This is a genomic window from Mycobacterium scrofulaceum, from assembly GCF_001667885.1.
Classification (GTDB): domain Bacteria; phylum Actinomycetota; class Actinomycetes; order Mycobacteriales; family Mycobacteriaceae; genus Mycobacterium; species Mycobacterium scrofulaceum_C.
Map to the genome: position 1 here is coordinate 50,415 of NZ_LZJW01000040.1, position 19,269 is coordinate 69,683.

Genomic DNA, 19,269 nt, shown 5'->3' on the forward strand with positions numbered 1-19,269 from the left:
GCGGAGGCGAGCTAGCGTCGATCCATGCGACACGTGCATGCGTTCGGCGACGACGCCCTCGGTGACCTCGACGCGGTCGGCCTCGCCCACGCGCTACAGGCCGGCTGGGTCAGCAGGGCGGAGGTCGTCGAGGCGGCCATCGCCCGCACCGAGGCCGTCGACCCGATCCTCAACGGCCTGGCCTACGCCGCCTTTCAGCAGGCGCGAACCGCGGCCCCGGTGGGGAACGGTTTCTTCGACGGCGTCCCGACGTTCCTGAAGGACAACGTCGACATCGCGGGCCAACCGACGATGCACGGCACCGACGCGTGGACACCGTGGAACGCCACCTCCGACGGCGAGTTCACCCGGCTGTTCCTGGCGACCGGGCTGGCGCCCGTGGGCAAGACGCAGCTGTCGGAATTCGGTTTCAGCGCATCGGCCGAGCATCCCCGACTTGGGCCGGTCCGCAACCCGTGGAACACCGACTACAGCGCCGGCGCATCGTCGTCGGGCTCGGGGGCGTTCGTCGCGGCAGGCGTGGTGCCGATCGCCCACGCCAACGACGGCGGCGGATCCATCCGCATCCCCGCCGCCTGCAACGGCCTCGTCGGGCTGAAGCCGTCGCGCGGGCGGCTGCCGCTGGACGCGCACCTGCGCCGGATGCCGGTGGGCATCGTCGCCAACGGTGTGGTGACCCGTTCGGTGCGTGACACCGCGGCGTTCTATCGGGAGGCCGAACGCATTTGGCGTAACCCGAAGCTGGCGCCGATCGGGGACGTCACCGGGCCCGGCAGGCAGCGGCTGCGAATCGCCGTGCTGACCCGGTCGGTGCAACGCGACTGCAGCCCGCAGGTGCGCGAGCTGGCGCTGAAGTCGGCCGGCCTGCTCGAGGAGCTGGGGCACCGCGTCGAGCACCTCGAGGAACCCCCGGTGCCGGCCAGTTTCGTCGACGACTTCGTGCTGTATTGGGGTTTCTTGGCACTGGCCCAGGTCCGCACGGGGCGCCGAATGTTCGGCGCGACGTTCGACCGCAGCCGGCTGGACAGTCTGACGCTCGGTCTGGAGCGACACACCGCCCGCAACCTGCACCGACTGCCGCTGGCGATCCTGCGCCTGCGCCGAATCCGCAGGCGCACCGCAGAATTCTTCGGCACCTACGACGCGGTGCTGACCCCGACGCTCGCCGACGAGACGCCCCGCATCGGCTATCTGGCACCCAGCGACTACCACCAGGTCATCGAGCGACTGATCGACTGGGTCTCGTTCACCCCGCTGCAGAACGTCACCGGTGAGCCGGCGATCTCCTTGCCGTTGGCACAATCCGACGACGGCATGCCGGTGGGCATGATGTTGTCGACCGACACCGGGCAGGAGGCGCTGCTGCTCGAGCTGGCCTACGAACTCGAAGAGGCCCGACCGTGGGCCCGGATCCAATCCGCTTGATTGCCGGTCAATCGGAGCCGAGCTTGTCGAGCATCCGTTTGAATTCGCGCTGCTGAGGCTCGGTCAGCTTGGCCAGGATGCGGGCGTCGGCGGTCCGCACCGCGCCTTCGGCGCGCTTGAGCAGGGCGCGGCCCTGCCCGGTCAGCGTGGCGGGCAGCGCGCGGCCGCTGGACACCGACGTCGGGCGCGCCACGGCGCCAATGTCTTCCAGCTTGCGCAGCACCGTGTTCATCGCCTGCGGGGTGACCCCGGCCTGCCGGGACAGTTCGGCGCTCGACATCCCCGGCAGTATGGAAAGCATTCGCAGGCAGACGAATTCGGGCAACGTCAGGCCCAGCGGGCCCAGCACCGCCGAAACCTCCGGTCGCAACAGGCTCGCCACCCGGTACAACAGGTAACCAAGCGGGGCGTCTTCGGCCTGAACCATGTCAACCATCTTGACATATTTTGCCGGCCCGAAGGGGACGTTCGGGCGCGACGGGCTGATTGCCGGCCGGTCAACGGGGTAACCGACCAGCGCGACTCGTCACGCGCACCGTTAAAGGAGGTTCCCATGCCGAAGACCACGAAAGGCGGCAAGCCGAAGAAGGACGAATTGCCGAGCACTTTGCAGCGTTCGAACGCCAAAGCGCAACGCACGTTCGCGAAAACGCATGATGCGGCCGCCGACGAATACGGCAGCGAAGAGCGTGCCCACCGGGTGGCCTATTCCGCCCTCAAGCACAGTTTCGAAAAGGTCGGCGACCACTGGGAGCCCAAAGAAAAGAAGGGCCCGTCGGACGAGCGCGCCGAGAGCGGTGGCCCGCGAGCCTCGGGCGAGTCCGCGGAGGGCGTGAACGCCAACGCGAGCAAGAAGCACTTGCTGGATCTGGCCCGGCGACTCGACGTCCGGGGGAGGTCCACGATGAGCAAGGCGGAGCTGGTCGACGCGATCAAGAAGCACAATCGCCGGGTCCGCGGCCGCTGATACGCGCCACCGCACCGATGTGACCGAGACCGCACCCGGTGGCGTCGTTTAGGTCCGCGGCTTGCGGGCATCCCGACAGCCATGGTTGCCTCCACCACCCCCAGTCAGCTGCGTCAATGCCTAAGTGACGTCGACTTTCCGGCGAGCAAGCAGGATCTGCTCGACGCCGCCGATCGCAATGGCTGCGACCACGACACGGTCCGCGCCCTGCGCGGCATCCCGCCCGAGACCTACAACAACGCCGGCCAGGTCGCCGCGTCGGTTACCATCGCCGACGACCGTGACACCCAGGGCCGGGCCGCGGCGCATCGTATCCACACCAAGCCCGGGCTGGCCCAAAGCGCCAAGGACAATCCCGTCCAGAGCCCGATCGTCGACGAGCTCGGCGAGAACCGGGGCTCCTGAAGCCCCGCGCGCACTTCGTTGGGGCGCTAGAGAATCGGCCGGCCCCCGGTCACGGCGACCCGCGCGCCGGAGATGTAGCTCGCGTCGTCGGAGGCCAACAGCACATACACGGGGGCCAGCTCCGCGGGTTGCCCGGCGCGGCCCAGCGGTGTGTTGTCGCCGAACGATTCGACGCTGTCCGGCGGCATCGTGGAGGGAATCAGCGGTGTCCAGATCGGACCGGGCGCCACGCTGTTGACCCGAATCCCCTTGTCGCCCAGCAGCTGAGCGAGGCTGGCCGAAAAGTTCGCGATGGCGGCCTTGGTCGCCGCGTAGGGCGCCAGCGTGGGGTTGGGCGTATCGGAGTTGACCGACGAACTGCCGATGATCGAGGCGCCGGCCTTCATGTGCGGAACGGCAGCTTTGGCGAGGTGAAAGTATGCGCCGACGTTGAGCCGGAACGTGTAATCCCATTCCTTGTCGCCGATTTCGTCGAGGCTTTTGTGCATCATCTGGTACGCGGCATTGTTGACCAGGATGTCGATGCCGCCGAACTCTTCGACGGCACGATTTACCACGGCGCGGCAATGCGCGGCGTCGGACAGGTCGCCGGAAACCAGCTCGCATTTCCGCCCCGCATCCTCCACGTAGCGGGCGACGTCGCTGGCATCGTCGTCCTCATTGAGATAGGAGATCAACACGTCGGCGCCCTCCCGGGCGAAAGCGATCGCGACCGCGCGGCCGATGCCGCTGTCGCCGCCGGTGACGATCGCCTTTTTGCCGGCAAGCTTTCCCGAGCCCCGGTAGCTGTTTTCGCCGCAGTCGGGCACCGGGTTCATCTCGGCCTGCACGCCAGGAGGGGATTGTTGTTGAGGCGCAAAGCCCATCTGTTTCCTCTATTCGTGTCCAAATTGTTGCGAGCAAACAGCTCGCCGGTTTTACGGCTCGCGAGTTATCGGGCCGGCCGTGGGCACGTCGGGGTCGTCGTCGGCCGGGGGTTCGGGATCACGCCACTCCTCGGCGCGACTGGGCCGGTTACCCCGCAACGTGCCGTCCAACTCATGCTTGAGTTCGTCGTCCTCGCGCGGGCTGTGCTTGGAGCTTCCGCGTTCCATCGACGGCCCCTTTCGTTCTCGTCGGTTGCGTACCGCTCCGACTACCCGTCGGGGCGGGCGCTAATCGCTCGCGTTGCGACAGTGAGCCTGCGTGAATAGCGATACGGATGTTAAAAACTGATGCGAAAGATGCCGTCCAACAAACGAACTGATTTTCGCCAGCTAACCGGCGCTAATTGAATATTCAGCGGATACACATGTTTAGAGCGGAAGGCGAATGGCTATCTGCGAATCGTGTGTGTATTGCCCTTCCGGGGGGCGATTGTTCAACACGAAAGGAATGAGCAATGAAGGTCACCAAGAGGGCCATCAAGACTGCTGCCGCTGCCGGGGGTATAGCGGTGGCGAGCGTTTTCGCCGCGTCGACGGCCGCCGCCGCGCCGCCGAACATCCAAGGCTTCGGCACCAGCGAGCAACTCGTCGACGGGCCGCTGATCACCAACTACACGGTGAGCAACCTGCAGCCCAGCAATGTCACGATTCCCGGCTACACGCCCAAGGGGACGCTGTACCAGGCGGACGTCACCGCCCGGTCGGACGGCGGACTCGTGACCCCCATGGTCAATGACTTCATCGCCCGCGGCCCCAACGGCCAGAACTACCGGGTGATCGACAAGGTTGGGGTTCCCAACGGCCTTAACCCCGCGCCGATCCCGCAGGGGAGCGAGTCGACCGGAACGCTGTACTTCGACGTGACCGGCGCTCCGCCGAACGGCGTCGTCTACAACGACGGGATGCAAGACATCCTGATGTGGACGTCGAACGTGCAGGGTGGCTCGGCGCCTGGCGCCGCCCCGAACGCCAGCCCGGCACCGGGCGCTCCGCCCGCCCCGGCCCACACCTGATCCGGCTTGCGGATACCTCCCCGCGTCGCGTGCGACGCGGGGAGTTCCGCGTTTGGGAAAGAGTTGAATCGTGCGCGCTTGAATCGGGTACACCGCAACCATGAGTAACCCGGATCACAGGCCAGTCGAGATACGCGAACAGGCGAAGCGGAACGCCAAAGAGGCGCGGGCGACGATGGAGGAGCGGCGCAGCCGCCAGGAGGGCGGGGTCAGCGGCTGGGTCGCCGAGCGCGCCGGCGAATGGGATCTCAGCGGCCAGGACGAGACCACGCTGCAGCGGCAGAAATATCTGTGGAATGTGCTGGTGGACTACTGGTTTCGGATGGAAATCGACGGCTGGGAGAACATCCCGGCGCCACCGGCGCTGCTGGTGGGGATCCACTCCGGCGCTCCGTTCGTCTGGGACGCCTGGACCGTCGGGCTGCAATGGTGGCGGCGCTTCGGGCAGGAGCGTCCGCTGCACGGCACGGCGCATGACGCGTTGATGGCGATTCCGGTGATCGGCCGGTACTTCCGCTCGATGGGGGTGCTGCCGGCCGCCCCGGATGCGATTGCCACCGCCCTGGCCGAAGGTCGTGACGTGGCGCTGTGGCCCGGCGGTGAGGTGGACTCGCTGCGCCCCTGGACGGAGCGCGACCAGGCCAACCTCGCGGGCCGAAAGGGCTTCGTCAAGATGGCGATTCGGGCCGGTGTGCCGATCGTGCCGATCGCGACGGTTGGCGGCGCCGACGCGATGCCGGTGCTGATCCGCGGTGACAAGCTGTCGAAGGCCTTGCAGCTGGACCGCCTGCTGCGCCTCAAGGTGTTCCCGTTGGCGGTCTCACTGCCGTGGGGGATCGCGCCGGCGGCGCTGCCGCAGCTGCCGCTGCCGGCCAAGATCCGGACCCGGTTCATGCCGGCCGTCGAGCTCGACCACGACCCCGACCGGGCGGAGGACGACGCCTACGTCGAAGGCAAGTACCGCGAGGTGCAAAACGCCATCCAGGAGGGAATGGACGCGCTCGCGCGCAAGCGCGCGTTTCCACTCTTCGGCTGATCGGGAAACGGTTGGGGCGCAAACGGATTCACTGCGCCGGCGCCACTCCCATCGGGGACGTCGACTCGCTGATGATCCACTCCGGGTGCGGCGGGGTCGCCGCCATGTAGCCCACGCCGCGGACCGTGTCGACCATCGACTGATGGCGCGGCCCGAGCTTGGCGCGCAGCCGCCGGATGTGAACATCGACCGAACGGACGCGACCGTTGCAGTCGTAACCCCACGCTTCGTGCATCAGCCGGGTGCGGGTGAACGGCCGACCGGCATGCTGCACAAGGAAACTCAGCAATCTGAACTCGGTCTGCGTCAAGCTCAGGTCCTTGCCTTCCAGCGACCCGGTGAGGCTGGTCGGGTGCAGCAGCAGGGCACCGAATTTCAGGCTGCCGTCGATGGCGCTGCGCCGGTGGGCGATCGCCCGCCCCAGCCGTTCCTGCAACTCGTCCGCGTCCGCACCGGTCGGCATGACGTCATCGACGTTCCACTCGCCGTCGACCATGGCGTCGGCTCCCGACACGAGCGCGACCACCGCGGTGGCGGGGGCATCGGTCGTCAGGCGGCGGCAGGCGGTCTGCGCCGCCGCGAGGTCGTCGCGAGCATCGACGATGGCCACGTCGCCGGAATGGGCGGGACCGTGGCCGTCACCGGTGAGGGGCGCTCGCCGCATGATGCGCGCGAACGAGTTCAGGGGCGGCAGAGCGCGATCGAAGTCGTCCGCGTCGGTCAGCAGTAGCACGTCCAAGGACATCTCCGGAAAAAACTTCGTGTAGGTTCCCGGCCCGTAGGCACCTCAGGGAGATGTCTGCAAGCGCAGCGGTGATTACCCGCTCGGCGCGAAATTATGCAAACTGTGTTGAATTAGCCGCCGACTATGTCGGACCGGCTAACCGGGATCGATTGTCCTGTCCCGGAAAAAGTCGATGGGCCCGGTCCGTTTACACAGACCGGACCCATCCTCCCAGCAAGCTACTGATTGGCCTTCTGGCGCTGCTCAGCGGCCTCGGCGCCGCCGCGGGCCGCCTCGGCCTCGGCTTCCTTCTTCGCCGCGTCGCGCTGGGCTTCCGCCTTGTCCTGCTGGGCCTGGCCTTCGCGGGTGAGGTCGTCTTGACCCGTCACCGCACCAACGGCTTCCTTGGCCTTGCCCTTGACGTCCTCGACGACGCCCTTGACGGCTTCAGCAGGTCCCGAGTTGTTGTCCGCCATGGATCAGTTCCTCCTAGTAGGCGTACCTGAGCGATGCGCGCTCTCTGCCGATCGCCGTGGCGACCGGTCCGGTCATGCGGCGAGATTGGCCCTTGTTCTCAAGGCTGTGAAGTCCCCACCGCGATGGTGCGGATTCCCCCTCTCGGGCACCGTTCAAACATCCTGGATCGGCGGGTGAGGAAACCGCCGCGTCGGCGGCGTCACCTGGACCGATAGCCGCGAAAAGTCGTCGCAGTCGCCAACTCTGCGCATAATGCACCCCGCCGACGCCGCGTTGTGCTGCGATGAGGCAGGATGTGAAATGCCGTTCCGGAGAGGTCACCCCGGGATGGCACTCTCATGCGAGGAGCCTGATGACGGAGTCCAGGGAGCCCCACGCCGCGGCCCCGAAGCCGGAGGCGTCGGCACCGGAGAATGGATCAGCTGCCGGGCGGCCGCGACCGCGGCCCAAATACTCCAGGGTGCTGCTCAAGCTCGGTGGCGAGATGTTCGGCGGCGGCCAGGTTGGGCTCGATCCCGACGTGGTGGCGCGGGTGGCGCGGCAGATCGCCGAGGTGGTGCGCGACGGTGTCCAGGTGGCCGTCGTCATCGGCGGCGGCAACTTCTTTCGGGGCGCGCAACTGCAGCAGCGCGGCATGGAACGCACCCGTTCGGACTACATGGGCATGCTCGGCACGGTCATGAACAGCCTGGCGCTGCAGGACTTCCTGGAAAAGGAAGGGATCGTCACCCGCGTCCAAACCGCGATCACCATGGGACAGGTCGCCGAGCCCTACCTGCCGCTGCGCGCCGTCCGTCACCTGGAGAAGGGGCGTGTGGTGATCTTCGGGGCCGGCATGGGGCTGCCGTACTTCTCCACCGACACCACGGCCGCGCAGCGCGCGCTGGAGATCCGCGCGGACGTCGTCCTGATGGCCAAGGCGGTCGACGGGGTGTTCACCGAGGATCCGCGGGTGAACCCCGAAGCCGAGCTGATCGCCGCGATCAGTCACCGGGAGGTCATCGACCGGGGGCTGCGGGTGGCCGATGCCACCGCGTTCAGCCTGTGCATGGACAATGGCATGCCGATCCTGGTGTTCAACCTGCTGACCAATGGGAATATCGCCCGGGCGGTCGCCGGTGAGAAAATCGGGACACTGGTCACCACCTGAGGGGAAGAGCGAACGATGATTGACGAGGCTCTCTTCGACGCGGAAGAGAAAATGGAGAAGGCCGTAGCGGTCGCCCGTGACGACTTGTCAACCATTCGGACCGGTCGCGCCAACCCGGGCATGTTCTCCCGGATCGCCATCGACTATTACGGCGCCACCACCCCCATCACGCAGCTGGCCAGCATCAACGTCCCGGAGGCCCGGCTGGTCGTGATCAAGCCGTACGAAACCAGCCAGCTGGGCGCGATCGAAACTGCGATCCGCAACTCCGATCTGGGCGTCAACCCCACCAACGACGGCACCCTGATCCGGGTGGCGGTGCCGCAGCTCACCGAGGAGCGCCGCCGCGAGCTGGTCAAGCAGGCCAAGGGCAAGGGCGAGGATGCCAAGGTGTCGGTGCGCAACATCCGCCGCAAGGCGATGGAGGAATTGCACCGCATCCGCAAGGACGGCGAGGCCGGCGAGGACGAGGTCGGACGCGCCGAAAAGGACCTGGACAAGACGACGCATCAGTACATCACCCAGATCGAAGACCTGGTCAAGCACAAAGAAGGCGAGCTGCTGGAGGTCTAGCGGCCGCTCAGCAGCTAAGTTCACCCAGGTCCGTGGCAACCACCGGCGCAGCCAGCACGCCCGACGAGCCGGCGCGTGAGAGCAAGGACACCGGGCAGCAGCCGGCCACGAAGACGTCCCGCGCGGGGCGTGACCTGCGCGCGGCCATCGCGGTGGGCGCCGGCATCGGCGGCGTGCTCATCGTCACGCTGGTGTTCGCACCGCGGTTCTGGGTTGCCATCGTCGCGATCGCCATCCCGGTTGCCACCCATGAGGTGGTGCGACGGCTGCGCGAGGCCGGCTACGTCATCCCGCTGATCCCGTTGCTGATCGGCGGGCAGGCCACGATCTGGCTGACGTGGCCGTTCCACGCCGCCGGCGCCCTGGCCGGCTTCGGCGCCATGGTGGTGGTGTGCAACGTCTGGCGCCTGTTCATGCAGGACAACAGCAAGCGACCCGAGCCGTTCGCCGGCTCCCCGTCGGCAAACTATTTGCGCGACGCCTCCGCGACGGTGTTCCTGGCGGCGTGGGTGCCGCTGTTCGCCTCCTTCGGCGCCTTGCTCGTCTACCCCAAGGACGGCGCGGGCCGGGTGTTCTGCCTGATGGTCACCGTCGTCGCGTCCGACGTGGGCGGCTACGCCGTCGGCGTGCTGTTCGGCAAGCACCCGATGGTGCCCGCGATCAGCCCCAAGAAATCGTGGGAGGGATTCGCCGGCTCGCTGTTCTTCGGAATCACCGCGGCGATTTTGACGGCGACCTTCCTGGCCGGCAAGCCGGTGTGGATCGGCGCGGTGCTGGGCGTGATCCTGGTGCTGACCTGCACGCTTGGCGATCTGGTCGAGTCGCAGATCAAGCGCGACCTCGGGATCAAGGACATGGGCCGCCTGCTGCCCGGCCACGGCGGCCTGATGGACCGGCTCGACGGTGTGCTCCCGTCGGCGGTCGCCGCGTGGACGGTGCTGACGCTCGTGCCCTGAGGAGGGCCGATACTGGACTGGACATGGTCCAACAACTGGTCTTCACCGAACCCCGCCCCAGCAAGCCACCGCGGCACCTGGCCGACCTCGACGCGGACGGTCGCGCCGCGGCCGTCGCCGAGCTCGGCTTGCCGGGGTTCCGCGCCAAGCAGCTCGCAAATCAGTACTACGGCCGCCTGATCGCCGACCCCCATGAGATGACCGACCTGCCCGCGGCCGTGCGGGACCGGATCGCCGACGCGATGTTCCCGCACCTGCTGACGTCGGCCTCCGAGGTCACCTGCGACGCCGGGCAGACCCGAAAGACGTTGTGGCGCGGGACCGATGGGACGACCTTCGAGTCGGTGCTGATGCGTTACCCGCAACGCAACACCGTGTGCATCTCCTCGCAGGCCGGCTGCGGTATGGCCTGCCCATTCTGTGCGACCGGGCAGGGGGGCCTGACGCGCAACCTGTCGACCGCGGAGATCGCAGAACAGGTCCGCTGCGCCGCCCTGGCCCTGCGGGACGATTTCGGGGATCGGCTCTCCAACGTCGTGTTCATGGGCATGGGGGAGCCGCTGGCCAACTACGCGCGGGTGGTGGCCGCGCTGCGTCGCATCACCGAACCGCCGCCGCACGGCTTCGGCATCTCGGCCCGCTCCGTCACCGTCTCGACCGTCGGCCTGGCCCCGGCCATCCGCAAGCTGGCCGACGAGCGGCTCGGGGTGACGCTGGCGCTGTCGTTGCACGCGCCCGACGACGAGCTGCGCGACACGCTGGTGCCAGTCAACAACCGGTGGAAGATCACCGAGGCGCTCGACGCCGCCCGCTATTACGCCGACGTAACCGGCCGCCGGGTGTCGGTGGAGTATGCGCTGATCCGCGACGTCAACGACCAGCCGTGGCGGGCCGACCTGCTGGGCAAACGCCTGCACCGGGCGCTCGGCCCGCTGGTGCATGTGAACCTGATCCCGCTCAACCCGACGCCGGGCAGCGAGTGGGACGCCAGCCCCAAGGCGGCGGAGCGGGAGTTCGTCCGACGGGTGCGGGCCCACGGGGTGTCGTGCACGGTGCGGGACACCCGCGGCAGGGAGATCAGCGCCGCCTGCGGACAGCTGGCCGCCGAAGGCGGGTAGCTGGAGCGCGGGCGAATTAGCCGAAGCCTGCGGACAGCTGGCCGCCGAAGGCGGGTAGCTGGAGCGCGGGCGAATTGGCCGAAGCCTGCGGACAGCTGGCCGCCGAAGGCGGGTAGCTGGCTACCTGATCCAGCCGCGCCGGCGGCCCCACAGGTCGCGGACCAGGACGAAGAGCACCAACGCGGCGAACCCGATCAAGAACCAGTTCTCGACGTGGCCCACGTGGTTGCCGCGCAGCATCGCCAACAGGAACCCGAAGATGACCAGGCCGGTGATGTGCCAGGTGCGGTGATTGATCCTGCTCCAACCCCACGCCGCCGACGGCACCTCAACGGTGTCGACGCCGCTGAACTGTTCCACCTCGGTACTGGCCACGGTGCGTCCCTTTCGTCGCTTCTGCAGCGATTCTGGCATACCCGCGGCCGGGTCCCGCAGCCGTCGCACGCTCCGGTGGCGGGGCACAATGAGTGAGTGACAACCGCGACACCCGACGGCCGCCTGCGTGTGCTGGTGCTGGGCAGCACCGGCTCGATCGGCACCCAGGCGCTCGAGGTGATCGCGGCCCATCCCGACCGCTTCGAGGTGGTCGGGCTTGCGGCGGGCGGTTCGAACCTGGACACCTTGCTGCGGCAGCGCGCCGAGACCGGCGTCACCAACGTCGCCGTCGCCGACGAACGCGCGGCCCAGGCCGCCGACGTCCCCTACCGCGGCCCCGAGGCGGTGACCCGGCTGGTGCAAGACACCGAGGCCGACGTCGTCCTCAACGCGCTGGTCGGCGCGCTGGGCCTGCGGCCGACGCTGGCCGCGCTGGAATCGGGCGCCCGGCTGGCCCTGGCGAACAAGGAATCCCTGGTCGCCGGCGGCCCGCTGGTCCTCCAGGCGGCGCGGCCGGGTCAGATCGTGCCCGTCGACTCCGAGCACTCCGCCCTGGCCCAGTGCCTGCGCGGCGGCACCCCCGACGAGGTCGCCAAGCTGGTGCTGACGGCCTCCGGCGGGCCGTTCCGGGGCTGGACCGCCGCCCAGCTCGAGGCCGTCACCCCGGAGCAGGCCGGCGCCCACCCCACCTGGTCGATGGGCCCGATGAACACCCTGAACTCGGCATCGCTGGTCAACAAGGGCCTCGAACTGATCGAGACGCACCTGCTGTTCGGCATCGACTACGACCGCATCGAGGTCGTCGTGCACCCCCAGTCGATTGTTCATTCGATGGTCACCTTCATCGACGGCTCGACCATCGCCCAGGCCAGCCCCCCGGACATGAAGCTGCCCATCTCGTTGGCCCTGGGCTGGCCGGCGCGGGTTCCCGGCGTGGCCCCGCCGTGCGACTTCAGCACCGCCTCTAGCTGGGAATTCGAGCCGCTGGACGGCGACGTTTTCCCCGCCGTCGAGCTGGCCCGGTACGCCGGCCAGACGGGCGGCTGCATGACCGCCGTGTACAACGCGGCCAACGAAGAAGCCGCCGAGGCGTTCCTGCAAGGCCGCGTCGGGTTCCCGGCCATCGTCAAAACCATCGCCGACGTGCTGCACGCCGCAGACCAATGGGCGGTTTCACCCGCTAACGTGGATGAGGTACTAGACGCGCAGCGCTGGGCTAAGGAGAAGGCCAGGCGCCAAATCGATCGAGTCGCACACGCACGGCCCACCGAGGCCTCCGTCAACGCCTCCGGAATGGTGTGAGAAAGGTCCTGCAGCGGAGATGATGTTCGTTATCGGCATTGTGCTGTTCGCGCTCGCCATCCTGATCTCGGTGGCCCTGCACGAGTGCGGCCACATGTGGGTCGCCCGCGCCACCGGCATGAAGGTCCGCCGCTACTTCGTCGGGTTCGGGCCCACGCTGTGGTCGACGCGGCGCGGCGAGACCGAATACGGCCTCAAAGCCGTGCCGCTGGGCGGCTTCTGCGACATCGCCGGCATGACCTCGGTCGAGGAACTGGCGCCCGACGAAACCGACCGCGCGATGTACAAGCAGGACGTCTGGAAGCGCGTCGCGGTGCTCTTCGCCGGTCCGGCGATGAACTTCGTCATCTGCCTGGTCCTGCTTTACGGCATAGCCCTGGTCTGGGGGTTGCCCAACCTGCACCCGCCGACAAGAGCGGTGGTCGGTGAAACCGCTTGTGTCGCACCGGAAACCGCCCCTGGGAAGATCGCCGACTGCACCGGTCCCGGGCCGGCCGCGCTGGCCGGGATCCGCGCCGGAGACGTGGTGGTCAAGGTCGGCGACACCCCGGTGTCGACGTTCGAGGAGATGGCCGCCGCGATCCGCAAGATGCACGGCACCGTCCCGGTCGTCGTCGAGCGGGGCGGCACCACGATCACCACCCAGGTCGACGTCACGCCCACCCAGCGCTACCTGAGCACGGGGGCGAGCGGGCAGGGCGCTCAGCCGACACCCTCGACGGTCGGGGCCATCGGCGTCGCCGCCGTGAAGACCCCGCCGACGCGCTACAACGCGTTATCGGCGATACCGGCGACGGTCGCCTTCAGCTGGTCGCTGACCGGCGAGGTGGGCAAGGCCCTGGTCACCATTCCCACCAAGGTGGGTGCCCTGGTGCACGCCATCGGCGGCGGGCAGCGTGACCCGCAGACCCCGATGAGCGTGGTCGGCGCCAGCATCATCGGCGGCGACACCGTCGACCACGGGCTCTGGGTGGCGTTCTGGTTCTTCCTGGCCCAGCTGAACCTCATCCTGGGCGCGATCAACCTGGTGCCGCTGCTGCCGTTCGACGGCGGCCACATCGCCATCGCGGTGTTCGAAAAGATCCGCAACCTCGTCCGGTCGGCGCGCGGCATGGTCGCGGCCGCACCGGTGAACTACCTCAAGCTGATGCCCGCCACCTACGTGGTGCTGGTGTTCGTGGTCGGGTACATGTTGCTGACCGTGACCGCTGATCTGGTCAACCCGATCAGGCTCTTCCAATAGCTAAGGAACCACAACAGTGACCGTTGGCCTGGGCATGCCGGACGCTCCGGCGCCCACGCTCGCCCCCCGCCGTAAGACGCGCCAGCTCATGGTCCGCGACGTCGGCGTGGGCAGCGACCATCCGATTTCGGTGCAGTCCATGTGCACCACCAAAACCCACGACGTCAACACGACGCTGCAGCAGATCGCGGAGCTGACCGCGGCCGGCTGCGACATCGTCCGGGTGGCCTGCCCTCGTCAGGAGGATGCCGACGCGCTCGCCGAGATCGCGCGGCACAGCCAGATCCCGGTGATCGCGGATATCCACTTCCAGCCGAAGTACATCTTCGCCGCCATCGACGCCGGGTGCGCCGCGGTGCGGGTGAACCCCGGCAACATCAAGGAGTTCGACGGTCGGGTCGGCGAGGTCGCCAAGGCCGCGGCGGCGGCCGGGATCCCGATCCGCATCGGCGTCAACGCCGGCTCGCTGGACAAGCGGTTCATGGAGAAGTACGGCAAGGCCACCCCGGAGGCGCTGGTCGAGTCCGCGCTGTGGGAGGCCTCGCTGTTCGAGGAGCACGGCTTCGGCGACATCAAGATCAGCGTCAAGCACAACGACCCCGTCGTGATGGTCGCCGCGTACGAGCAGCTGGCCGCGCAATGCGACTACCCGCTGCACCTCGGGGTGACCGAGGCCGGTCCGGCCTTCCAGGGCACCATCAAGTCCGCGGTCGCCTTCGGCGCGCTGCTGTCGCGGGGGATCGGCGACACGATCCGGGTGTCGCTGTCGGCGCCGCCGGTCGAAGAGGTCAAGGTCGGCATCCAGATCCTCGAGTCGCTGAACCTGCGGCCGCGGGGGCTCGAGATCGTGTCCTGCCCGTCCTGCGGCCGCGCGCAGGTCGACGTCTACACCCTGGCCAACGAGGTCACCGCCGGGCTGGACGGTCTCGACGTGCCGCTGCGGGTCGCCGTGATGGGCTGCGTGGTGAACGGCCCCGGCGAGGCCCGCGAGGCCGACCTGGGCGTCGCGTCGGGAAATGGCAAGGGGCAGATCTTCGTTCGCGGCGAGGTGATCAAGACCGTGCCCGAGGCGCAGATCGTCGAGACGCTCATCGAGGAGGCGATGCGGTTGGCCTCGGAGATGGGTACCGATCACGGTCCTGACACAACATCCAGCGGTTCGCCGATCGTGACCGTAAGCTGATGGGGGCCGGTTCCCTGTTGCCGGTCCTTTAGTTCGCAGCACAGAGAGTTCGCCAGATGTCGGCTCCGCCCCTCTTCCGCCTTGTCGGTGAGCGACGGGTGTCGGTGGTGCGCGACGCCGCCGCCGTCTGGCGGGTGTTCGACGAGGACCCGGTCGGTTCGTGCATGGTCGCGGCCCGGGTGGCGGACCACGGGATCGATCCCAACTCCATCGGCGGCGAGCTGTGGACCGTGCGCGGGGCGCATGAGTCGCTGTGCTTCGCCGGCGCCAATCTGATCCCGCTGCGCGGCGCCGCGGCGGACATGGACGCCTTCGCCGACGAGGCGATGAGCGGAACGCGCCGCTGTTCGTCCCTGGTGGGCAGGGCCGATCTGGTGATGCGGATGTGGGAGCGGCTGGAGTCGGCGTGGGGCCCGGCCCGGGACGTGCGCGACCACCAGCCGCTGCTGGCGCTGTCGCGCCACCCCAATTGCGACATCGACGCCGGCGTGCGACAGGTGCGGCCGGACGAGCTGGACGCCTACCTGGTGGCTGCCGTGGACATGTTCATTGGCGAGGTGGGTGTCGACCCCCGCATCGGCGACGGCGGTCGGGGCTACCGGCGCCGGGTGGCCAGCCTGATCGCGGCCGGCCGCGCGTGGGCCCGCTTCGAGCAGGGCCAGGTCGTCTTCAAGGCCGAGGTGGGCTCGCAGTCGCCGGGCGTCGGCCAGATACAGGGGGTCTGGGTGCACCCCGAGTGGCGGGGCCTGGGCCTCGGTACCGCCGGCACCGCGACGGTGGCCGCGGTGATCGTCGGCAGCGGGCGCACCGCCAGCCTCTACGTGAACAACTTCAACACCGTGGCTCGCGCCGCTTACGCCCGGGTCGGCTTCGCCGAGGTGGGCACTTTCGCGACGGTGTTGCTCGACTGAGCCGCTCGCCGCGCTCGCGACCGTAACGTGGTGGCGATTTTTGGCCGCCTTTTTCGCCGTGGCGTTACGAGCGCGGGCATAACGGTTGCATCTCGGTGTGTCGGCGCCGGTGCAACAGCCGGGCTTCATAACATCTGTACCAATGGTCACAAAAACCCCACTGGTAATCGTGGCGGCCGGATTGCTGCTCGCGGCCGTCGCGACGTCCGGGTGCACGCCGCGGCCCGACGGCCCCGGCCCGGCCGCCGAGAAGTTCTTCGCCGCCCTGGCGATCGGCGACACCGCCACCGCCGCCCAACTCAGCGACAACCCCAACGAGGCACGCGAAGCGCTCAACGCGGCGTGGGCGGGGCTGCAGGCGAGGCATCTCGACACGCAGATCCTCAACGCCAAGTACGCCGAGGACACCGGCACCGTCGGCTACCGCTTCACCTGGCACCTCCCCAAAAACCGGACCTGGACCTACGACGGCCAGCTGAAGATGGCGCGCGACGAAGGCCGCTGGGAGGTCCGGTGGACCCCCACCGGGCTGCACCCCAAACTGGGCGAGCACCAGACCTTCGCGTTGCGGGCCGACGCGCCGCGGCGCGCCTCGGTCAACGAGCTCGGCGGCACCGACGTGCTGGTGCCCGGCTACCTGTACCACTACACGCTGGACGCCACCCAGGCCGGATCCGGCGCCGCGCTGATCGGGACGGCGCACGCGATCGTGGACGTCCTGCATCCCTTCAACGGCACGCTGAACGATCCGCAATTGCTCGCCGAGCAGGCCAGCTCGGCGACCCAGCCGGTGGACCTGGTGACGCTGCATCCCGACGACAACGACAAGGTTTTCCCGGCCATCGGCCGGCTGCCCGGCGTCGTCGTCACGCCCCAGCCCGAGATCCTGCCGACCGACCCGCATTTCGCCCCGGCGGTGATGGCCGAGGTGAAGAAGGCCGTCGTCGACCAGCTCGACGGCGAGGCGGGCTGGCGGGTGGTCAGCGTCAACCAGAACGGCGTCGAAGTCGAGGTGCTGCACGAGGTGGCGGGTTCACCGGCGCCGTCGATCTCGATCACGCTGGACCGGGTGGTGCAGAACGCCGCCCAGCGGGCGGTGGACACCCGCGGCGGCAAGGCGATGATGGTCGTGATCAAGCCGTCGACGGGGGAGATCCTGGCGATCGCGCAGAACGGGGGCGCCGACGCGGACGGCCTGGTCGCCACCACCGGCCTGTTCCCGCCGGGGTCGACGTTCAAGATGGTGACCGCGGGCGCCGCCGTCGACCGCGACATGGCCACCCCGAACACCATGCTGGGCTGCCCGGGCCATCTCGACATCGGGCACCGCACCATCCCCAACTACGGCGGCTTCGACCTCGGCGTGGTGCCGATGTCGCGGGCGTTCGCCAGCTCCTGCAACACCACCTTCGCCGAGCTCAGCAGCAGAATGCCGCCCCGGGGCCTGACGCAGGCCGCCAGCAGGTACGGCATCGGGCTGGACTATCAGGTGGACGGCATCACCACGGTGACCGGGTCGGTGCCCCCGACGGTCGACCTCGCCGAGCGCACCGAAGACGGCTTCGGCCAGGGCAAGGTGCTGGCCAGCCCGTTCGGCATGGCCCTGGTCGCGGCGACCGTCGCCGCCGGAAAGACGCCGACGCCGCAGCTCATCGCGGGCCGGCCGACCGCGGTGCAGGGTGACACCACGCCGATCAGCCCGAAGATGGTGGACGCGCTGCGCCCGATGATGCGGCTGGTGGTGACCAACGGCACCGCCAAGGAGATCGCCGGCTGCGGGGCCGTCTACGGGAAGACCGGGGAGGCCGAGTTCCCGGGCGGATCGCATTCCTGGTTCGCCGGGTACCGCGGCGACCTGGCGTTCGCGTCGCTGATCGTCGGGGGCGGCAGCTCGGAATACGCGGTCCGGATGACCAAGGTGATGTTCGAGTCGCTGCCGCCCGACTTCCTGGCCTGACACGGGGCGGCCGCTCAGCGGTAAATTGCGAACATGACGGATCCCGGCGACATGGTGGCTCCGGTATCACTGCGGGTCTCCGACGCCGACCGCAACGGCACGATGCGGCGACTGCACAACGCCGTTGCGCTCGGGCTGATCGATATCGACGAGTTCGAGCAGCGCTCGTCGCAGGTGTCCTACGCCCGCACCCGGGATGAGCTGGACGGGCTGGTCGGCGACCTGCCCGGGCCGGGCGCCATCGTCACCTCGGCGGCCGACCGGGTGGAGCTGCGCGGCTGGGCCGGCTCGCTGAAACGCCACGGCGAGTGGACGGTGCCCACCCGACTGGCGCTGGTTCGCCGGCTGGGCTCCATCGAACTCGACCTCACCAGGGCGCGGTTCGCGGGCCCGGTGGTCGTCATCGAACTCGACATGCGAGGCGGCTCGGTGGACATCCGGCTGCCCGACGGCGCGAGCGCGTCGATCGACGACGTCCAGGTCTACGTGGGCAGCGCCCGCGACCGCCGCAAGGACGCGCCCGGCGAGGGACGGCCGCACGTGATCCTGACCGGGCGGGTGGTGTGCGGCTCGGTGACCATCCGGGGACCGCGGCGCTCGCTGATCCGCGGCCGCCTCGACGGCCCGCATCGTGGCCGACCGCGCGGTTAAGCTGGTCGGCATGCCTGCTCGCACCGCGCTTTCCCCCGGAGAGTTGTCCCCGACTCTGCCGGTGCCCGGCCGCATCCCCCGCCCGGAATACGCCTGGAAGTCCAGCGTGCGCGAGGGCAGCGAGCCGTGGGTGCAGACGCCGGAGGTGATCGAGAAGATGCGGGTCGCCGGCCGGATCGCGGCCGGCGCGCTGGCCGAGGCGGGCAAAGCCGTGGCGCCCGGGGTGACGACCGACGAACTGGACCGGATCGCCCACGAGTACATGATCGACCACGGCGCCTACCCATCGACCCTGGGCTACAAGGGCTTCCCGAAGTCGTGCTGCACGTCGCTCAACGAGGTCATCTGCCACGGCATCCCCGACTCGACGGTGATCGCCGACGGCGACATCGTCAACATCGACGTCACGGCCTACATCGACGGGGTGCACGGTGACACCAACGCGACGTTCCTCGCCGGCGACGTATCCGAGGAGCACCGGCTGCTCGTGGAGCGCACCCGGGAGGCCACGATGCGCGCGATCAACGCCGTCAAGCCGGGACGGGCGCTTTCGGTGGTCGGCCGCGTCATCGAGGCCTACGCGAATCGGTTCGGCTACAACGTGGTTCGCGACTTCACCGGTCACGGCATCGGCACCACGTTCCACAACGGCCTGGTGGTGCTGCACTACGACCAGCCGTCGGTGACGACGATCATGCAGCCGGGCATGACGTTCACCATCGAACCGATGATCAACCTCGGCAGCCTGGACTACGAGATCTGGGACGACGGCTGGACCGTGGTCACCAAGGACCGCAAGTGGACCGCGCAGTTCGAGCACACCCTGCTGGTGACCGACACCGGCGTCGAGATCCTCACCTCCATTTGAGCAAAGCCG

Annotated in this window: 22 protein-coding genes; 16 read left to right on the forward strand and 6 right to left on the reverse strand. The window is 68.6% G+C overall.

Annotated elements, in window-relative coordinates; translation table 11 throughout:
- Window positions 1-24 precede the first annotated feature (24 nt).
- Window positions 25-1,425: an amidase gene (locus tag A5681_RS04625; RefSeq protein ID WP_067269830.1), complete on the forward strand. Its 1,401-nt coding sequence runs from the start codon at window positions 25-27 to the stop codon at window positions 1,423-1,425.
- 7 nt (window positions 1,426-1,432) lie between these two features.
- Here the strand turns inward: A5681_RS04625 and A5681_RS04630 are convergent, their stop codons facing one another.
- Window positions 1,433-1,852 carry a MarR family winged helix-turn-helix transcriptional regulator gene (locus A5681_RS04630; RefSeq protein ID WP_067269832.1) on the reverse strand — a complete coding sequence of 140 codons (420 nt, stop codon included), beginning with the start codon at window positions 1,850-1,852 and terminating at the stop codon, window positions 1,433-1,435.
- A gap of 126 nt (window positions 1,853-1,978) precedes the next feature.
- Between A5681_RS04630 and A5681_RS04635 the strand changes: the two genes are divergently transcribed.
- Entirely contained in the window at window positions 1,979-2,392 is a 414-nt protein-coding gene (locus tag A5681_RS04635; RefSeq protein WP_067269834.1) for a ChaB family protein, read from the forward strand.
- 81 nt (window positions 2,393-2,473) lie between these two features.
- Window positions 2,474-2,797 (forward strand): DUF2795 domain-containing protein, encoded by a 324-nt coding sequence (locus A5681_RS04640; RefSeq protein ID WP_067269836.1) that lies wholly within the window; start codon window positions 2,474-2,476, stop codon window positions 2,795-2,797.
- Between the two features lie 26 nt (window positions 2,798-2,823).
- Here the strand turns inward: A5681_RS04640 and A5681_RS04645 are convergent, their stop codons facing one another.
- Together A5681_RS04645 and A5681_RS27355 are read right to left on the reverse strand one after the other, a co-directional pair.
- A complete protein-coding gene (locus A5681_RS04645; protein WP_067269838.1) occupies window positions 2,824-3,663 on the reverse strand; it encodes a glucose 1-dehydrogenase in 840 nt (279 codons plus the stop codon).
- A 51-nt stretch (window positions 3,664-3,714) separates the two neighbouring features.
- Entirely contained in the window at window positions 3,715-3,891 is a 177-nt protein-coding gene (locus tag A5681_RS27355) for a hypothetical protein (RefSeq protein WP_197498506.1), read from the reverse strand.
- Window positions 3,892-4,178: 287 nt separating this feature from the next.
- Here A5681_RS27355 and A5681_RS04650 point away from each other — a divergent pair, with 287 nt between their 5' ends.
- Window positions 4,179-4,736 carry an MPT63 family protein gene (locus A5681_RS04650; RefSeq protein ID WP_067269840.1) on the forward strand — a complete coding sequence of 186 codons (558 nt, stop codon included), beginning with the start codon at window positions 4,179-4,181 and terminating at the stop codon, window positions 4,734-4,736.
- 100 nt (window positions 4,737-4,836) lie between these two features.
- Entirely contained in the window at window positions 4,837-5,772 is a 936-nt protein-coding gene (locus tag A5681_RS04655) for a lysophospholipid acyltransferase family protein (RefSeq protein WP_067269843.1), read from the forward strand.
- A 28-nt stretch (window positions 5,773-5,800) separates the two neighbouring features.
- On the opposite strand, the gene A5681_RS04660 is transcribed toward A5681_RS04655, so the two are convergent.
- Together A5681_RS04660 and A5681_RS04665 are read right to left on the reverse strand one after the other, a co-directional pair.
- Window positions 5,801-6,517 carry a response regulator transcription factor gene (locus A5681_RS04660; RefSeq protein ID WP_067269845.1) on the reverse strand — a complete coding sequence of 239 codons (717 nt, stop codon included), beginning with the start codon at window positions 6,515-6,517 and terminating at the stop codon, window positions 5,801-5,803.
- A 218-nt stretch (window positions 6,518-6,735) separates the two neighbouring features.
- Complete coding sequence (locus A5681_RS04665; RefSeq protein ID WP_067212426.1) at window positions 6,736-6,972, reverse strand: CsbD family protein; 237 nt, start codon at window positions 6,970-6,972, stop codon at window positions 6,736-6,738.
- Between the two features lie 353 nt (window positions 6,973-7,325).
- Here A5681_RS04665 and pyrH point away from each other — a divergent pair, with 353 nt between their 5' ends.
- From pyrH to rlmN, 4 genes are all read left to right on the forward strand, one after another.
- Complete coding sequence (gene pyrH, locus A5681_RS04670; protein WP_067269847.1) at window positions 7,326-8,123, forward strand: UMP kinase; 798 nt, start codon at window positions 7,326-7,328, stop codon at window positions 8,121-8,123.
- 15 nt (window positions 8,124-8,138) lie between these two features.
- A complete protein-coding gene (frr, locus tag A5681_RS04675; RefSeq protein ID WP_067269849.1) occupies window positions 8,139-8,696 on the forward strand; it encodes a ribosome recycling factor in 558 nt (185 codons plus the stop codon).
- 134 nt (window positions 8,697-8,830) lie between these two features.
- The gene (locus A5681_RS04680) at window positions 8,831-9,652 is read left to right on the forward strand and encodes a phosphatidate cytidylyltransferase (protein ID WP_156763421.1); all 822 of its coding nucleotides are present in this window, start codon (window positions 8,831-8,833) and stop codon (window positions 9,650-9,652) included.
- 23 nt (window positions 9,653-9,675) lie between these two features.
- A complete protein-coding gene (gene rlmN, locus A5681_RS04685) occupies window positions 9,676-10,770 on the forward strand; it encodes a 23S rRNA (adenine(2503)-C(2))-methyltransferase RlmN (protein ID WP_067269861.1) in 1,095 nt (364 codons plus the stop codon).
- 120 nt (window positions 10,771-10,890) lie between these two features.
- On the opposite strand, the gene A5681_RS04690 is transcribed toward rlmN, so the two are convergent.
- Window positions 10,891-11,145, reverse strand: coding sequence for a DUF2631 domain-containing protein (locus tag A5681_RS04690; protein WP_067269863.1), 255 nt, complete (start codon window positions 11,143-11,145; stop codon window positions 10,891-10,893).
- A gap of 96 nt (window positions 11,146-11,241) precedes the next feature.
- On the opposite strand from A5681_RS04690, the gene dxr reads away from it, so the two are divergent.
- From dxr to map, 7 genes are all read left to right on the forward strand, one after another.
- Complete coding sequence (dxr, locus tag A5681_RS04695; RefSeq protein ID WP_067269865.1) at window positions 11,242-12,447, forward strand: 1-deoxy-D-xylulose-5-phosphate reductoisomerase; 1,206 nt, start codon at window positions 11,242-11,244, stop codon at window positions 12,445-12,447.
- A 19-nt stretch (window positions 12,448-12,466) separates the two neighbouring features.
- On the forward strand, window positions 12,467-13,690 hold the full coding sequence (locus A5681_RS04700) for a M50 family metallopeptidase (protein ID WP_067269868.1): 1,224 nt from the start codon (window positions 12,467-12,469) through the stop codon (window positions 13,688-13,690).
- A gap of 16 nt (window positions 13,691-13,706) precedes the next feature.
- Window positions 13,707-14,873 carry a flavodoxin-dependent (E)-4-hydroxy-3-methylbut-2-enyl-diphosphate synthase gene (ispG, locus tag A5681_RS04705; RefSeq protein WP_067269870.1) on the forward strand — a complete coding sequence of 389 codons (1,167 nt, stop codon included), beginning with the start codon at window positions 13,707-13,709 and terminating at the stop codon, window positions 14,871-14,873.
- 56 nt (window positions 14,874-14,929) lie between these two features.
- Window positions 14,930-15,784 (forward strand): GNAT family N-acetyltransferase, encoded by an 855-nt coding sequence (locus A5681_RS04710; protein ID WP_067269875.1) that lies wholly within the window; start codon window positions 14,930-14,932, stop codon window positions 15,782-15,784.
- A gap of 142 nt (window positions 15,785-15,926) precedes the next feature.
- Window positions 15,927-17,741, forward strand: coding sequence for a penicillin-binding transpeptidase domain-containing protein (locus A5681_RS04715; RefSeq protein WP_067269877.1), 1,815 nt, complete (start codon window positions 15,927-15,929; stop codon window positions 17,739-17,741).
- A gap of 33 nt (window positions 17,742-17,774) precedes the next feature.
- Window positions 17,775-18,392, forward strand: a complete 618-nt coding sequence (locus tag A5681_RS04720) for a DUF1707 SHOCT-like domain-containing protein (protein ID WP_067269879.1) — start codon at window positions 17,775-17,777, stop codon at window positions 18,390-18,392.
- A 10-nt stretch (window positions 18,393-18,402) separates the two neighbouring features.
- Window positions 18,403-19,260, forward strand: a complete 858-nt coding sequence (gene map / locus A5681_RS04725) for a type I methionyl aminopeptidase (RefSeq protein WP_067269930.1) — start codon at window positions 18,403-18,405, stop codon at window positions 19,258-19,260.
- Window positions 19,261-19,269: the final 9 nt, after the last annotated feature.

Excerpts from the sequence above, each read along its gene's own strand:
- A5681_RS04625 (WP_067269830.1), top strand. The coding sequence starts at position 25 with ATGCGACACGTGCATGCGTTCGGCGACGACGCCCTCGGTGACCTCGAC.
- A5681_RS04630 (WP_067269832.1), bottom strand. The coding sequence starts at position 1,852 with ATGGTTCAGGCCGAAGACGCCCCGCTTGGTTACCTGTTGTACCGGGTG.
- A5681_RS04635 (WP_067269834.1), top strand. The coding sequence starts at position 1,979 with ATGCCGAAGACCACGAAAGGCGGCAAGCCGAAGAAGGACGAATTGCCG.
- A5681_RS04640 (WP_067269836.1), top strand. The coding sequence starts at position 2,474 with ATGGTTGCCTCCACCACCCCCAGTCAGCTGCGTCAATGCCTAAGTGAC.
- A5681_RS04645 (WP_067269838.1), bottom strand. The coding sequence starts at position 3,663 with ATGGGCTTTGCGCCTCAACAACAATCCCCTCCTGGCGTGCAGGCCGAG.
- A5681_RS27355 (WP_197498506.1), bottom strand. The coding sequence starts at position 3,891 with ATGGAACGCGGAAGCTCCAAGCACAGCCCGCGCGAGGACGACGAACTC.
- A5681_RS04650 (WP_067269840.1), top strand. The coding sequence starts at position 4,179 with ATGAAGGTCACCAAGAGGGCCATCAAGACTGCTGCCGCTGCCGGGGGT.
- A5681_RS04655 (WP_067269843.1), top strand. The coding sequence starts at position 4,837 with ATGAGTAACCCGGATCACAGGCCAGTCGAGATACGCGAACAGGCGAAG.
- A5681_RS04660 (WP_067269845.1), bottom strand. The coding sequence starts at position 6,517 with ATGTCCTTGGACGTGCTACTGCTGACCGACGCGGACGACTTCGATCGC.
- A5681_RS04665 (WP_067212426.1), bottom strand. The coding sequence starts at position 6,972 with ATGGCGGACAACAACTCGGGACCTGCTGAAGCCGTCAAGGGCGTCGTC.
- pyrH (WP_067269847.1), top strand. The coding sequence starts at position 7,326 with ATGACGGAGTCCAGGGAGCCCCACGCCGCGGCCCCGAAGCCGGAGGCG.
- frr (WP_067269849.1), top strand. The coding sequence starts at position 8,139 with ATGATTGACGAGGCTCTCTTCGACGCGGAAGAGAAAATGGAGAAGGCC.
- rlmN (WP_067269861.1), top strand. The coding sequence starts at position 9,676 with ATGGTCCAACAACTGGTCTTCACCGAACCCCGCCCCAGCAAGCCACCG.
- A5681_RS04700 (WP_067269868.1), top strand. The coding sequence starts at position 12,467 with ATGATGTTCGTTATCGGCATTGTGCTGTTCGCGCTCGCCATCCTGATC.
- A5681_RS04710 (WP_067269875.1), top strand. The coding sequence starts at position 14,930 with ATGTCGGCTCCGCCCCTCTTCCGCCTTGTCGGTGAGCGACGGGTGTCG.
- A5681_RS04715 (WP_067269877.1), top strand. The coding sequence starts at position 15,927 with ATGGTCACAAAAACCCCACTGGTAATCGTGGCGGCCGGATTGCTGCTC.
- A5681_RS04720 (WP_067269879.1), top strand. The coding sequence starts at position 17,775 with ATGACGGATCCCGGCGACATGGTGGCTCCGGTATCACTGCGGGTCTCC.
- map (WP_067269930.1), top strand. The coding sequence starts at position 18,403 with ATGCCTGCTCGCACCGCGCTTTCCCCCGGAGAGTTGTCCCCGACTCTG.